Source organism: Kaistella yonginensis (assembly GCF_030409525.1).
GTDB classification, from domain to species: domain Bacteria; phylum Bacteroidota; class Bacteroidia; order Flavobacteriales; family Weeksellaceae; genus Kaistella; species Kaistella yonginensis.
Genome location: NZ_JAUFQB010000017.1, coordinates 267,804 through 281,079, shown reverse-complemented (window position 1 = coordinate 281,079; position 13,276 = coordinate 267,804). Strand labels below are relative to the sequence as shown.

Genomic DNA, 13,276 nt, shown 5'->3' with positions numbered 1-13,276 from the left:
AGATTTGCATTACAAACGACCTATAAAAGAATAGTCACCCGACTTAACATTCTTATCTACAATTACTTATAAATTACTTTTTGCGAAACATTTATGTTCAACATTGAAACATTAAGGTCAAAATCCGATTCGGACTTGGCTAAAATCACAAACGATCTGGGCGTTAAAACTGCTAAAAATAGCACTGATAATGATAAGATTTTTGCTATTTTGGATTTTCAAGCATCCAATACAAAAGTAGTGAAAGATTATTTCAATGCGACAGAAACTCCTATGAATACAGAAGAAACAAATGCACCTGCTCCTAAGAAACCAGCTGTAAAAAAACCAGCTCCTAAAAAGAAAGCAGAAAAACCAGTAGAAGATTCTGCGGAAGCTCCGAAGGAAATTTTAAAAGAAGTTGCGAAAAATCTTTCTAAAGAAAACAAAGAAGTTCCTGCTAAAATTGAAGCGGAAACCGCTGCTGAAAGTTTGGAAACAGACCAGCCAAAACCGCAAAATCAACAAAAGAAAAAGCGACAGCGTGTTGCTCCACCTAAATCGGAAGCAGATCAGACCGAAAAAGAAGTTGTTGCGGATTCAGAAGTTCAAGCAGAACCTAAAGCCGAGCAACCTAAAAATCAAAATTCCAATCCAAACCAAGCAGGGAATGGGAACGGAAATCCTAATCAAGGCGGAAATCAAAATAAACAACCGCAACATAAAAATCAGAATCAGCACAAAAATCCCAATCAACACAAAAACCAACAAAACAACCCTTCCCAAGAAGAGCCTGCTAAAAAGGAATTTAATTTTGATGGATTGGTTACCATTGAAGGGGTTTTAGAAATCCTTCCAGATAATTATGGATTCTTGAGATCATCTGATTTTTCCTATATTTCTTCGCCTGACGATGTGTATGTCTCGACCAACCAGATTAGAAATTATGCGTTGAAAACCGGAGATACAGTCAAAGGAATCGTACGATTACCGAAAGAAGGAGAAAAATATTTCTCTTTATTGAAGCCGACTGAAGTAAATGGGAGGGATCTTGAGTTTATTAAAGATCGGGTTGCCTTTGAGTTTTTAACTCCACTTTTCCCAGAAGAGAAGTTTAATTTGACAGGTAAAAATGCAACGCCGTCCACCAGAATTGTAGATTTATTTACGCCCATCGGGAAAGGACAACGTGCGATGATTGTAGCCCAGCCAAAAACAGGTAAAACCATGTTGCTGAAGGAGATTGCGAATTCTATTTCAGCCAATCACCCAGAAGCTTATATGATGATTTTACTCATCGATGAAAGACCTGAAGAGGTGACCGATATGGAAAGAAGTGTGAATGCAGAAGTAATCGCTTCAACTTTTGATGAACCCGCAGATAAGCATGTAAAAGTTGCGAATCTGGTCTTGTCAAAAGCACAGCGAATGGTTGAATGTGGACATGATGTGGTGATTTTGTTAGACTCCATTACCCGTTTGGCGCGCGCATATAACACCGTTACGCCAGCATCTGGTAAGATTTTATCTGGTGGTGTTGATGCCAATGCATTGCACAAACCAAAGCGTTTTTTCGGAGCCGCCCGAAACATTGAAGGTGGAGGTTCATTAACCATTATCGCTACAGCGTTAATCGATACAGGATCAAAAATGGATGAAGTTATTTTTGAAGAGTTCAAAGGAACCGGAAATATGGAATTGCAGCTTGATCGAAAAATTGCGAACAAGAGAATTTATCCTGCCATTGACTTAACTTCGTCTAGTACCAGAAGAGATGATTTACTCTTAGAAGATACGGTACAGCAAAGAATGTGGATTTTAAGAAAGTATTTGGCTGATATGAACCCAGTTGAAGCAATGGAATTTGTAAATAAAAGCATGAAGAATACTTTGAACAATGAAGAGTTTTTGATGTCAATGAATAGATAAAAGACAAGAATTGTTTTTTTTGCATCCAATAAAACCGCTTTTTGAAGGCGGTTTCTTAGTTTTTATCAATGTTAAAGATTTATTAAAGTAGTTACACCTTTTTGGAATTGGTCTAAATTATGATTAAGTTTGACTATTAACACTTAAAAAATAATATTATGTCATTTGAATTACCAAAATTAGGATATGCGTACGACGCGTTAGAACCAACTATTGATGCGAGAACTATGGAAATTCATCATACAAAACACCACCAAGGTTATGTAGATAATTTAAACAAAGCCATTGCAGGAACTGATTTAGAAGGGAAATCGATCGGGGAAATCTGCAAAACAGGAACCGATAAAGCGGCGGTAAGAAATAATGGCGGCGGTCATTTTAACCATTCGCTTTTCTGGGAAATTATGACACCAGGTGGGAGCAAAGAACCCGTTGGAAATGTAAAAGCAGCCATCGAAGCATATGGAGGTTTTGATAAATTTAAAGAAGATTTTTCTAATGCTGCAAAAACCAGATTCGGATCTGGGTGGGCGTGGCTGTGCAAAAAAGGGGATGGTTCTTTAGCTGTATGTTCCTCTCCAAATCAAGATAACCCATTAATGCCCGTAGCAGAGTGCCAAGGAACACCCGTTTTAGGATTGGATGTTTGGGAACATGCCTACTATTTGAACTATCAAAACAGAAGACCTGATTATGTATCTGCCTTTTTTGAGGTGGTGAATTGGGATAAGGTAGAAGAGAAATTCAATAAATAAATTGAGAGTATTCCATAAAAAAAGTTCAGATTTATCTGAACTTTTTTGTTTTTATAAAATCGTCTTTCTTATAATCCGGTCATATTTAAACCATACTTCCATTTTACAAACTCAAATACTTGATAGAGTTTGTATTCGAATTTTAATCCATAATTAATGTTGGGATCGTAATCTATTGATGATTCAATAATATTTTTATACCGCCCCGAAAAATAATAAGAATTCCATTGGCTCACCAAGAATTGATTTCTACTCTTTAGATAACCTTCAGAATACATGCTCGCCGGCTTTGCCACCGCATTTATGAAATAAGAAAATTGACCGTCGAGTACTTCCAAATCATACTCGCCATCTTCATTTTTTTGTGCTTGAATGACGTTATCTTTATCTTGACTCGGGAGTTTATTCGGGGTAGAACAACTTAATGTCATCAATAAAATGCTGAGTATAAAAATTATTTTTTTCATGGGTTCTTTTTGTTAAGCCATCAAATTTACAGCCAAAAAAACCGTTTCGAAAAACGGTTTTTAAATTGATGTTGTTTATTGAACTTCTCTTTGCACCACTACAAAAGCTGGAAAGTGGTCGCTGTAACCACCTGTAAACTGGTCTCCATTCCATGATCGAAGTGGGTAACCTTTCCACGGTCCTTCTCTGTTGATAAGGTAGGGCGGCGCAAATACTTCGGTTTTGTATACTGAATACTCTTTTCCTACTTGGTCTGAAATTAAATTTCCCGACACGATGATTTGGTCGAAAAGGTTCGGTGCGTCTTGATATGCCAATGAGGCAACTCCTTTTTTGAACAAAGGGTACATTAAATTTAAATACGGTGTTTCTGGGCTAAGGTCTTTGGGGCTCGCCACTGCCTGTAAAATATTTTTCAAACTGGTATTTACCGGGTCGTCATTGAAATCGCCCATGGCAAATAGTTTGGTCGTAGGATCTTTCAATCTTATACTATCCATTTGTTGTTTTAGGACTTTGGCGGCAGCATTTCTTCGGGGCAATGATCTTGCTTCACCACCGCTTCTCGCTGGCCAGTGATTCATAAAAATGGCAATTTTTTCATTATCCAAAAAGCCGGTGGCTACAATAATATCACGCGTATAAGCTCTTTTACCATCGTCATTAAAAATCTTGATTTCTTTTTTCAAAGAGTTACTTGGCGTGAATCTTCTTTTCTGATAAATTATGGCAACATCAATTCCTCTGGCATCGTAGGAATTGTAATGAATAATGCCATAATCATATTTCGCAAGAAGAGGATGTTTAATCAAATCTTCAATTACTTGTCTGTTTTCTACCTCAATCAAACCCACAATTACGGGCGCGGTCTTGGTGTATTGCGCACCCATTTCTGAAATAACCTTTGCTTGGTTCGCAATCTTTATGTTATAATTTTTAGTATTCCAGTTTTTGGCACTGTTGTAGGTAAAATCATCTGCAAGGATTTGATGGCGAACTACTTTTTTACCTTTTAATAAATCATCTCGCCACTCCCCACGGTATTCTTCGGTGGTTTCTAAATATTTCAAGGAATCTATCGGAACGCTTCGGTGAAATGCAGGATTACTCACGTCTTTTGTTCCATCGATATAATCAGCAGAAGCAATGGTATCCCAAAGATTTTCTACATTCATAAACCCAATGGTCGCTACTTTTCTCAGTTGACCTTTCTGTTGACCGAATATAAAACAGAATGCCATTAAGAAAACAAAACTTACAATTTTTTTCATTATAATTTTTAATTATATTATTAATGCAAAGTTAGTATAAATATATTTTTCAGACTACCTTATTTAACTATCTCCTAATATTTATCATATCTGACGTTCATAATATGTTAAATAAATCTAAACTAATATAATATTGCTTAAATTTGCCCTAATTAATTTACTGAATTGATTTTTAACTCAAACAGCGAAAAAATAAATTATCAACATGATTAAAAAATTAACTTTAATCTCTTTGTTTACCATGCTCCCAGCATCGTTTTTCTTTGCACAAACTACGGTTTATGCTTATTTGAAAGATGCAGATGGGAAACCGGTGGAAAATGCAGAGATTGATTTAAAAGGATCTGGTAATGATGTGAAAGCTGATAAAATTGGATATTTCCAGTTTGTCGACTTGAAAACAGGACATTACCAAATTGTCATTACCAAACCGAATTTCGAAACCAAAGTGATGGAGTTCGATATTAATGACGAAAAGAAAAAGGACTTGGGCGTTGTTACGCTTTATTCTAGTTTAACTGGTGCGGACCAAGGTCTTGCCATTATTGAAAGTAGTGGAGATGAAGAAAACGCCAGTCAAGGAACCACGATTGGTCTGTTGCAGTCATCGCAAGATGTGTTCAGCAGAATTGCTGCGTACGACTTGGGAGCATATTGGTTCCGACCAAGAGGTATTGATGGCCGATCAGGAGAAACCATGATGAATGGTGTTTCCATGGTGAAATCAGATAATGGAAACGTTGATTTTGGAAACTGGGGAGGTTTGAACGAAATCACCAGGTATCCAGAAATTTCAGCAAACCATGCTCCATCTGAATATTCATTTGGTGGTGCAAGCTCTGTTATTTATAAAAATACCAATGCCAGTGAGTACCGAAAAGGTTTTCAAGCAACTTACTCATTGACCAACAGAAACTACAGAAATCGTGCATCGCTTCGTTATACTTCAGGAATGAGTAGAACGGGTTGGGCGTTTACTGCAATGGCTGCCAGAAGATGGGCACAAGAAGGAATCCAAGAAGGAACTTTCTACGATGCGTGGGGAGGTTTCTTAGGAATTGAAAAGAAGTTTAGTGATTCTCATTCCATGACTTTCAATACGTTTGCAGCACCTTATAGAAGATCAACTTCTAGTCCAAGTACACAAGAAGTTTATGATTATAGAGGCGTACATTATAACTCTTATTGGGGTTGGCAAGATGGAAAAAAAAGAAGCGAGAGGGTAAAATCTGGTTTCCAACCCATTTTCCAAATTCAGGATTTCTGGAAAATTAATGATAAATCAAGTCTAAGAACTGCTATTTCTTACCAATTCGGAAAAGATAAAGGCGCAAGATTAGATTGGCAAAGTGTTCAGAATCCTTCGCCAACATACTATAGATATTTGCCGAGCTATTATGACTCGTTAGATCCTAACGCTTCAGTTTCGGTACCCAATGGCGAAACTCCAACCACAGCGCAGCAAGCGTACCAAGATGCTTTGGCAGGTTGGCAGAACGGAGATCCAGCTTATACGCAACTTAATTGGGATGCGTTGTACAGAAGAAATAGTAGTCAGCCAGCTGGTGAATATTTCGGTGTGAATGGTAAACGTGCTTTGTATTTCCAAGTTGCAGACGTCAGTGATGATAAAATCTTCAACGCTGGAACACACTATGTTTATAATTTTAACAATACATCGAAGTTATTGTTAAATGTTTCTTACGAAAATTATAAATCAGAATTGTACCGAGAAGTAAAAGATCTTTTAGGTGCTGATTTTGCGTTGAACCGTGATCCATTTGCAGCGACGAACCAACCAGGTAAAAGCGGCCTTTATAACGAGGGAGAAACCAATGTTACCAAAAGAGTAGGAGATAAAATTAATTACAATTACAGTTTTGCAAGACAAGAAGTAAAGGTGAACCCGGGTTTAAAAGTAGAAGCAGGTAAATTTGATGTTTTTGTTTCCGGTTTAGCAGGCTATTCTACTTCGTTTAGAGAGGGACATTACAACCATTATTTATACAAAGATTCTTACGGAAAAAGTGCAGACTATAATTTCTGGAATTTTGGATTAAAAGGACAGGTTATTTATAAAATGAATGGTAGAAACTTCTTAGTATATAACGGTGCATATTTTTCTCAAGCCCCTTTCTTAGAAGACTTATTCATTAACCCAAGAGTGAACGCATCGGTAGCACCGAATGTTGAAAATACCATTGTTAATGCAAATGATTTGAGCTATGTAATTAATAGCCCATTCTTCAAAATGCGATTGACAGGTTATTTAGTAGAAACGCAGAATGATACCAATGTTCAGCGGTTCTTTGCCGATGGAATTCAATTGGAGTCTTCAGGTCAAGACGGAACGATTGCGAATGTACAAAGTGCTTTCGTTACGCAAGTAATGACAAATGTTGAGAAAAGAAATATGGGTGGTGAATTAGGCGTAGATGTAAAAATCTTGCCAACCTTATCAGTCCAAGGTTTAGCAAGTTACGGCCAGTTTACCTACAGAAATGATCCGAATGTTTATTTCGCATCAGATGCCACAGGAACTTTTGCCGATGGTAAATCTTACCTTGATTTAGGAAAGGCTTATTTGAAAGATTCAAAACAAGGTGGAACACCACAACAAGGGTATTCCTTAGGATTTAGATACAACTCAACCAAATACTGGTGGTTCGGAGCAAACTGGAATTATTTAGATGATAACTTCCTGGATCCATCTGCATTATTGAGAACAGAGCGATTTGTGCAAAATCCAGTAACAGGAACACCGTATGCAGGTCTAGATGAAAGCGAATTAAGAAGAGTTTTGGCACCAACCAAACTTCCATCAGCTGCATTTATTAATGCAAACGTAGGAAAGTCTTGGAGATTAGGAGCGTACTACGTATTGCTAACCGCATCTGTTAATAATATTTTAGACAACACGAAATATATAACAGGTGGGTTCGAGCAGACCAGAAGAGTAACATTCCCGGGATATGTTGAAGAAAACAGCAGAGAGTTTCCATTATTTGGTCCAAAATATTGGTACACGCAAGGGAGATCGTATTTCGTCAACCTTCAAGTTAGATTTTAATTAATAATCAGAATTTTAAAAAACAATAAAATGAATTTCAAACAATATTTAAAAACCGCTTTTGTTCTTGCTTTTTCAGCATTTGCAGTAAGCTCTTGTGTAAATGAAGATGATTGGGATACACCACCAATTAACTGTAAAAATAAGTTTGATGCTGCAACCATTTCAATGGCTGATTTTAAAGCACAAGCTCCTGCAACAGGCTATCTCTTGATCGAGACTGATCAGATTTTTGATGGGTACATCGTTTCCTCTGATGAAAATGGAAACTTTTATAAAACAATCTCTTTCCAAGATAAACCAGAAAATCCAACCGCGGGTTTGCAAATGGAAGTTGACCGGGCAAGCAACTACGCAGATTTTCCAGTAGGAACGCATGTTAGAATTAATGCTAAAGGGTTGAGATTAGGATTAGACCGTGGGTCTGTAAAAATTGGTTCTGTTGACCCTACCTACGCAATCGGTAGAATTCCAGGTGTATTATTCGGAAGATACATTTCTGCAGTTTGTAATGGCAATGCCATGGATATTGCAACCATCGTACCTACAGCATTACCAAGTCTTTCTGCAGCGATGCAAGACAAATACATCAATACTTTGGTCACTGTTCCTAATGTGCAGTTCAATATTTCTGAATTATATCCAGATAACAAAGCTTATATAAATTATCTAGCCGGTGCTGGTGTAGATACTGACCGTAAAATCGAAGATGCAGTAGGAGGTTCTACAAATCTTAGAAGCTCTGGTTTCTCAACGTATGGCGCAACGCTTTTGCCAAAAGGAAGTGGTACTCTTACCTTCGTGGTGAGCAAGTATAATGCAAATTTTCAAATGTTGATCAGAGGTTTGCAAGATGTGAAAATCCCACCAACAGGAAATAGATTTGACCCTACGCCACCAAAAGGAGGATCTGCAGTAACTTATCCGACAACTTTGGCGGAAACTTTCGAAACTTTCTCTGGGAATTTATTAGAAGTATTCCCTCCTTATGTTAATGATCCAGTTTTGGGCAACAGATACTGGCAGTTAAGAAACTTTAGCAGCAATAACTATATTCAGTTAAGTGCAAATGCAGGAAGTGGTCCATTCGAAACCTTCTTTGTGGTCCCTGTTACTTTTACCCCTGGTAAATTATTAACTTTTGATGTAAACATTGGTTTCTACACAGGTGACGCCTTGAAAGTATATACGTCTACAAATTATGTTCCTCTAGAAGATATCACAGCAGCAACGCTTACCGATATCTCTTCAAGCTTTACCATCCCGAAAACACCTGTTTCTGGGTACGGAACTTTTGTAAATGCAGGAAACTATACCGTTCCGGCAAATCTTACCGGAAAAGGATTCGTAATGTTTAAATATGTTGGTAATGGATCTGGTGTAACAACCACCATTCAACTAGATAACATCAAACTAAATTAAGAACTAGTTTTTTAATAAACGCAATTAAATCCGTCTCTACAAAGAGGCGGATTTTTTGCTTTAAAGATTACTTTCATTGTCATAAAACAGATTTCAAAAGTGAAAATAATGATCTTAAGAATCAATTCAAATTCAATTAAGACTTATTAGTCCGATTTAAAAAGTTTTTATATCTTTGTACTGTTGAAATGAACTATTATGCTATCAAAAACCTGTGAATATGCTTTAAGAGCGATGATCTATATCGCGCAGCAGTCTAACGACGGAAGCATCATTAATATCAAAGAGATTGCAGGAAAAATAAATTCACCTGAACTGTTTATTGCAAAAATTTTGCAGAGTTTAAGCAAACAAGGTTTTCTACAATCTTCCAAAGGCCGATACGGTGGCTTCTATATTTCAGATGAAGAAGCCAAACATTCTTTGGCAGATATCATCACAGCGATTGATGGCAACAAAATGTTTGAAGGCTGTGGGCTTGGTTTAGCCTTCTGTTCTGAAACCAATCCCTGCCCTATTCATAACACCTATAAAGAAGCCCGCGATCAATTATATGAGATTTATGGCAAAACAACTTTAAACCAATTTAGAACAGAAAATTCGCTGGAAAAATTACAATTGAGAAGAGAGTAACTCTCTTTTAAAAATAAAAAATAAAATTTTCGTCCCTTATTTAACAAAAAAAAACTTATTAAAATGGCAACAGCACAAACTTTGGATGTAACCCAAATAGAACCTCGCTTAAAACACCCGACTATTTTTAAATATTTCGATGCCCTACAGGCCGGCGAAGAATTTGTTATCGAAAATGACCACGATCCAAAACCACTTTATTACGAATTAATTGGCGAAAGAGGAAATATTTTTACATGGGAATACTTGCAAAAAGGACCGGAGTGGTTCATCGTTAGAATTTGCAAAAATCCCTTAGTGGCAAAAAAAGAAGTGGAAAGATTAGTCGTTTCCACCATTGAACCCAAATTTAAACATCCGACCATCTTTAAATATTTTGATGCTTTGCAACCAGGCGAAAGTTTCATTATTGAAAATGATCACGATCCAAAACCACTTTATTATGAGTTAATCGCAGAGCGTGGTGATATTTTTACTTGGGAGTATTTAGAAAAAGGACCGGAAGTTTACGAGGTGCAAATTGCTAAAAACCCCGTTGCAGAAAATACGGGTTCCATCTCTGCAAAAGATATTCAAAAAGCAGAAATGCTAAAAGAGAGAGGGATTCAGTTTGCCTGCAGTACCGATAAAACTGATAATAATACGAAAGCTCCAATCTACGATTATGACAGATGGGAACTTGATTTTTTAATAGATTATGTTGTTAATACGCATCACAGGTATATTAAAGATCATGCAGAGAGTCTCAATGATTTGGCGATTAAAGTTGCTGAGCATCACGGGGATAATTACCTTGAACTCAATCGGCTTTCTACTTTAACTTATCATTTTTTACAAGATTTATTGGATCATATCGTACGAGAAGGCGAAGTCTTATTCCCCGTCATTAAGCAGATGGTCGTCAAACAACGAAATCCAGAAACAGAGGGAACTTATAAAATAGGCTCCCTCTCAGAACCGATTAACCTGCTGAAGAAGGAGCACGAAATCGCAAGTCTAGACTTGTCTTTCCTGAGAAAGTTGACCGATGATTATAAGGTTCCAGCAGATGCTTGCAGTTCTTACCAATATCTTTTTACAAAAATGCAAGAGTTTGAAAGTGAAGTGCAAACTTATATGAAGCTGGAAAATACCGTTCTTTTTCCTAAAGCGCTTCAGCTCGATGCAGAATTAGCAAAATTGAATTCATAATTCATATAATTTTCAACCACAGACCTGGCTATCGATGGGTTTGTGGTTTTCAAAATAGTTGAAGAATTGATTTACTTCACCAATAAGAACAAAATATTATGCAAAATATTACCGCCAAAACGAAAATATCTGAGCTGATTAAACTCAATTCAAACAGCATAGATGCAATTGCTTCTCTCGCAAAACCTCTTGAGAAATTGAAAAATCCGATCTTGAGAAAAATAATGGCTTCACGGGTTTCCATAGCAGAAGCTGCAAAAATGGGCGGAACCACCGTTGAAGAGTTTCAGCGTGTTCTTCGTCCGTTGGGATTTAATTTGGAGACCGAAATTAAGGATAAAGAAAAAGCTGCAACCGACCTAAAACCATCTTGGTTATCGCAAGCAGATCAAGTCGATATTGATTTCTATGATGTACGACCCATTATAGACGAAGGTGCAGACCCATTAAAGGAAATATTAGGACGTTTTAAAACCGTGCAACCTGGAAAAATTCTATGCATCATTAATAATTTTGTGCCAACTCCCTTGATTCATCTTTTAAAACAGGAAAAAGCAGAAGCTACCTTTGTTGAAACCATTAATGATAAAGAATTCCACACCTATTTCTTGAAAAAGGAAAAAGAAACAGCACATTCTTCAACTACGGCCAATGAAAAACTACAGATGGATGATGCTGCGAGCTTTGAAGCGATCTGTGCGCAATTTGCTGCAGAAGAAAAGAAAGAAATAGATGTGCGTGAACTCGAAATGCCGGGTCCTATGCAAGTGATTCTGGCGGAGTTAGAAGAGCTTCCTTCAGGAAACGCCTTGTATATCAATCATAAAAGAGTTCCGGTTTTCTTGTTAGAAGAGCTCGCAGATAAAAACTACGAAGTTCATATTAATAATAGAGAAGAAGGGAATGTAAAAATGCTCATCTTTAAAAAATAAATGGCACAGATTAGTATAGGCAAAGCCCCGGGAAATAGCGCAGTTCTACCGTTTTATGTGACAGGAGCGGTGATGTTTTTTGTACTCTGCGCATTGATGGTTCTCAGTCCGGAATCTTTTACACGGCATTATTTTACACCTCATTTACTATCCATGGTTCATGTTGCAGCTTTAGGTTGGGGCACCATGATTATTTTCGGTGCAGCGCATCAACTGTTGCCCGTGATATGCGAACAGGATTTGTACAGCGAAAAAATAGCGGCTTTTGTGTGGTATACCTTGACTTTAGGAATGATTCTGTTGACCGCTAATTTCTGGAATTTGACGGTAGGTTGGGTCATGATTTCGGGTGGTACGCTGATCGTGATTTCAGCCAGTCTTTATCTTCTTAATGTTTTAAAAACAAGTGGGATAGGTAAAAAATATTCTATTCAGAAATTATTTTTAATAAGTTCTGCACTGTGGCTTTTATTTACGGTAATTGTCGGCTTGCTGCTGGCCATTAATTTAAAGTTCCCCTTCTTTAAACAAAACCATTTAGAAATATTGAAACTTCACGCTCACGCTGGCTTTGCAGGTTGGTTTTTGCAACTGATCACTGGGGTAAGTACCAAATTGGTGCCCATGTTTTTGTTGGGGAAATCAACCAAAGAATATCTGCTGAAATGGGCATTTATATTTCAAAATCTTGGTCTGATTCTTTTTCTTACCGACGGATATTTTATTGGCGTATCGCCGAGGGTTTTAATTTATGCGGCGATTGTTTTGATTGGCGTGATTTTTTGGCTTCTCTATTTATATGATACTTTTAAAAATCGACTAAGAAAACGCATTGAATTGTTGATGAAGCACGCTTTTCTTTCATTTTTGGCGTTGGTGATTTCAATTTTGCTTTTGCCAGCAGTTTATTTTTCCAGTGGATACCGCTTTGCCATGCTTTACGGAACGCTTCTGTTCATGGGTTGGATTACCAGCATTATTTTAGGAAAGACCTTTAAAACGCTTCCCTTTATCATCTGGAATGATCATTATAAAAATCTTTCGGGTAAAAGGAAAGTGCCCCTGCCCAAAGACTTGTATAGTGAGCAAATCACCATCTGGCAATTTAGAATTTTTATTGCCGCATTTTTAGTATTCGCTTTAGGGATAATCATTCAAAAGGTTATGATTATCAGGATAGGTGCTGTATTGTGGTTGATTGTAGCCGTTTTATATAATATCAATGTCTTTAAATTAATGTTCCATAAAATAAATAAAACATCATGATACTCGATTCAACAGATAAAAATTACGATAAAATAAGTCGTGCTGAATTTGCCCTTTATGAAGTAATCGACCCAGAATTGATGGTAAACATTGTTGATTTAGGTTTGGTCTACGACCTCGAAATCGTCGGAGAAAACACCATTAAAGTAACCATGACTTTAACCACACCGCACTGTCCCATGGGTGAAGCCATACAAACCGGAGTTAAAAATGCTCTAGAGAAGGAGCTTCCCGGTCACGAAGTGGAAATCGACCTTACTTTCGAGCCTGCATGGAATTATGATATGGTTTCATCGGAAGGAATGCAGCAACTGAATAATAGATAAATTTTACTGTTTTTAATTGTTACCGAAATACGTT

The 13,276-nt window shown here is 37.1% G+C and carries 11 protein-coding genes; 9 read left to right on the top strand and 2 right to left on the bottom strand.

The genetic code is table 11. The features are described 5' to 3' along the window. The first annotated feature begins 93 nt into the window (after positions 1–93). Positions 94–1,908, top strand: coding sequence for a transcription termination factor Rho (gene rho, locus QWY78_RS07170; protein ID WP_290217986.1), 1,815 nt, complete (start codon positions 94–96; stop codon positions 1,906–1,908). A gap of 158 nt (positions 1,909–2,066) precedes the next feature. Beyond that, positions 2,067–2,663, top strand: coding sequence for a superoxide dismutase (locus QWY78_RS07165; RefSeq protein WP_290217984.1), 597 nt, complete (start codon positions 2,067–2,069; stop codon positions 2,661–2,663). A 68-nt stretch (positions 2,664–2,731) separates the two neighbouring features. On the opposite strand, the gene QWY78_RS07160 is transcribed toward QWY78_RS07165, so the two are convergent. Continuing rightward, positions 2,732–3,130: a DUF6146 family protein gene (locus QWY78_RS07160; RefSeq protein WP_290217982.1), complete on the bottom strand. Its 399-nt coding sequence runs from the start codon at positions 3,128–3,130 to the stop codon at positions 2,732–2,734. A 75-nt stretch (positions 3,131–3,205) separates the two neighbouring features. Beyond that, positions 3,206–4,402, bottom strand: a complete 1,197-nt coding sequence (locus tag QWY78_RS07155; RefSeq protein WP_290217980.1) for an endonuclease/exonuclease/phosphatase family protein — start codon at positions 4,400–4,402, stop codon at positions 3,206–3,208. Between the two features lie 205 nt (positions 4,403–4,607). Here QWY78_RS07155 and QWY78_RS07150 point away from each other — a divergent pair, with 205 nt between their 5' ends. The 7 genes from QWY78_RS07150 (at position 4,608) to QWY78_RS07120 (ending at position 13,242) form a co-directional block, all read left to right on the top strand. Next, positions 4,608–7,472 carry a carboxypeptidase-like regulatory domain-containing protein gene (locus QWY78_RS07150; RefSeq protein ID WP_290217978.1) on the top strand — a complete coding sequence of 955 codons (2,865 nt, stop codon included), beginning with the start codon at positions 4,608–4,610 and terminating at the stop codon, positions 7,470–7,472. Between the two features lie 30 nt (positions 7,473–7,502). Continuing rightward, the gene (locus QWY78_RS07145; RefSeq protein ID WP_290217977.1) at positions 7,503–8,894 is read left to right on the top strand and encodes a M949_1556 family lipoprotein; all 1,392 of its coding nucleotides are present in this window, start codon (positions 7,503–7,505) and stop codon (positions 8,892–8,894) included. Between the two features lie 198 nt (positions 8,895–9,092). Further along, positions 9,093–9,527: an RrF2 family transcriptional regulator gene (locus tag QWY78_RS07140; protein ID WP_290217974.1), complete on the top strand. Its 435-nt coding sequence runs from the start codon at positions 9,093–9,095 to the stop codon at positions 9,525–9,527. A gap of 63 nt (positions 9,528–9,590) precedes the next feature. After that, the gene (locus QWY78_RS07135; protein ID WP_290217972.1) at positions 9,591–10,718 is read left to right on the top strand and encodes a DUF2249 domain-containing protein; all 1,128 of its coding nucleotides are present in this window, start codon (positions 9,591–9,593) and stop codon (positions 10,716–10,718) included. A gap of 98 nt (positions 10,719–10,816) precedes the next feature. Continuing rightward, complete coding sequence (locus tag QWY78_RS07130; protein ID WP_290217970.1) at positions 10,817–11,650, top strand: DUF2249 domain-containing protein; 834 nt, start codon at positions 10,817–10,819, stop codon at positions 11,648–11,650. Beyond that, on the top strand, positions 11,651–12,916 hold the full coding sequence (locus tag QWY78_RS07125; protein WP_290217969.1) for a hypothetical protein: 1,266 nt from the start codon (positions 11,651–11,653) through the stop codon (positions 12,914–12,916). Beyond that, the gene (locus tag QWY78_RS07120) at positions 12,913–13,242 is read left to right on the top strand and encodes a metal-sulfur cluster assembly factor (protein WP_290217967.1); all 330 of its coding nucleotides are present in this window, start codon (positions 12,913–12,915) and stop codon (positions 13,240–13,242) included. The genes QWY78_RS07125 and QWY78_RS07120 overlap by 4 nt, the downstream gene beginning before the upstream one ends. The last annotated feature ends 34 nt before the right edge of the window (positions 13,243–13,276 follow it).

What these genes read in the sequence shown, in the direction of transcription:
- rho (WP_290217986.1), top strand. Translation starts at nt 94, where the DNA reads ATGTTCAACATTGAAACATTAAGGTCAAAATCCGATTCGGACTTGGCT.
- QWY78_RS07165 (WP_290217984.1), top strand. Translation starts at nt 2,067, where the DNA reads ATGTCATTTGAATTACCAAAATTAGGATATGCGTACGACGCGTTAGAA.
- QWY78_RS07160 (WP_290217982.1), bottom strand. Translation starts at nt 3,130, where the DNA reads ATGAAAAAAATAATTTTTATACTCAGCATTTTATTGATGACATTAAGT.
- QWY78_RS07155 (WP_290217980.1), bottom strand. Translation starts at nt 4,402, where the DNA reads ATGAAAAAAATTGTAAGTTTTGTTTTCTTAATGGCATTCTGTTTTATA.
- QWY78_RS07150 (WP_290217978.1), top strand. Translation starts at nt 4,608, where the DNA reads ATGATTAAAAAATTAACTTTAATCTCTTTGTTTACCATGCTCCCAGCA.
- QWY78_RS07145 (WP_290217977.1), top strand. Translation starts at nt 7,503, where the DNA reads ATGAATTTCAAACAATATTTAAAAACCGCTTTTGTTCTTGCTTTTTCA.
- QWY78_RS07140 (WP_290217974.1), top strand. Translation starts at nt 9,093, where the DNA reads ATGCTATCAAAAACCTGTGAATATGCTTTAAGAGCGATGATCTATATC.
- QWY78_RS07135 (WP_290217972.1), top strand. Translation starts at nt 9,591, where the DNA reads ATGGCAACAGCACAAACTTTGGATGTAACCCAAATAGAACCTCGCTTA.
- QWY78_RS07130 (WP_290217970.1), top strand. Translation starts at nt 10,817, where the DNA reads ATGCAAAATATTACCGCCAAAACGAAAATATCTGAGCTGATTAAACTC.
- QWY78_RS07125 (WP_290217969.1), top strand. Translation starts at nt 11,651, where the DNA reads ATGGCACAGATTAGTATAGGCAAAGCCCCGGGAAATAGCGCAGTTCTA.
- QWY78_RS07120 (WP_290217967.1), top strand. Translation starts at nt 12,913, where the DNA reads ATGATACTCGATTCAACAGATAAAAATTACGATAAAATAAGTCGTGCT.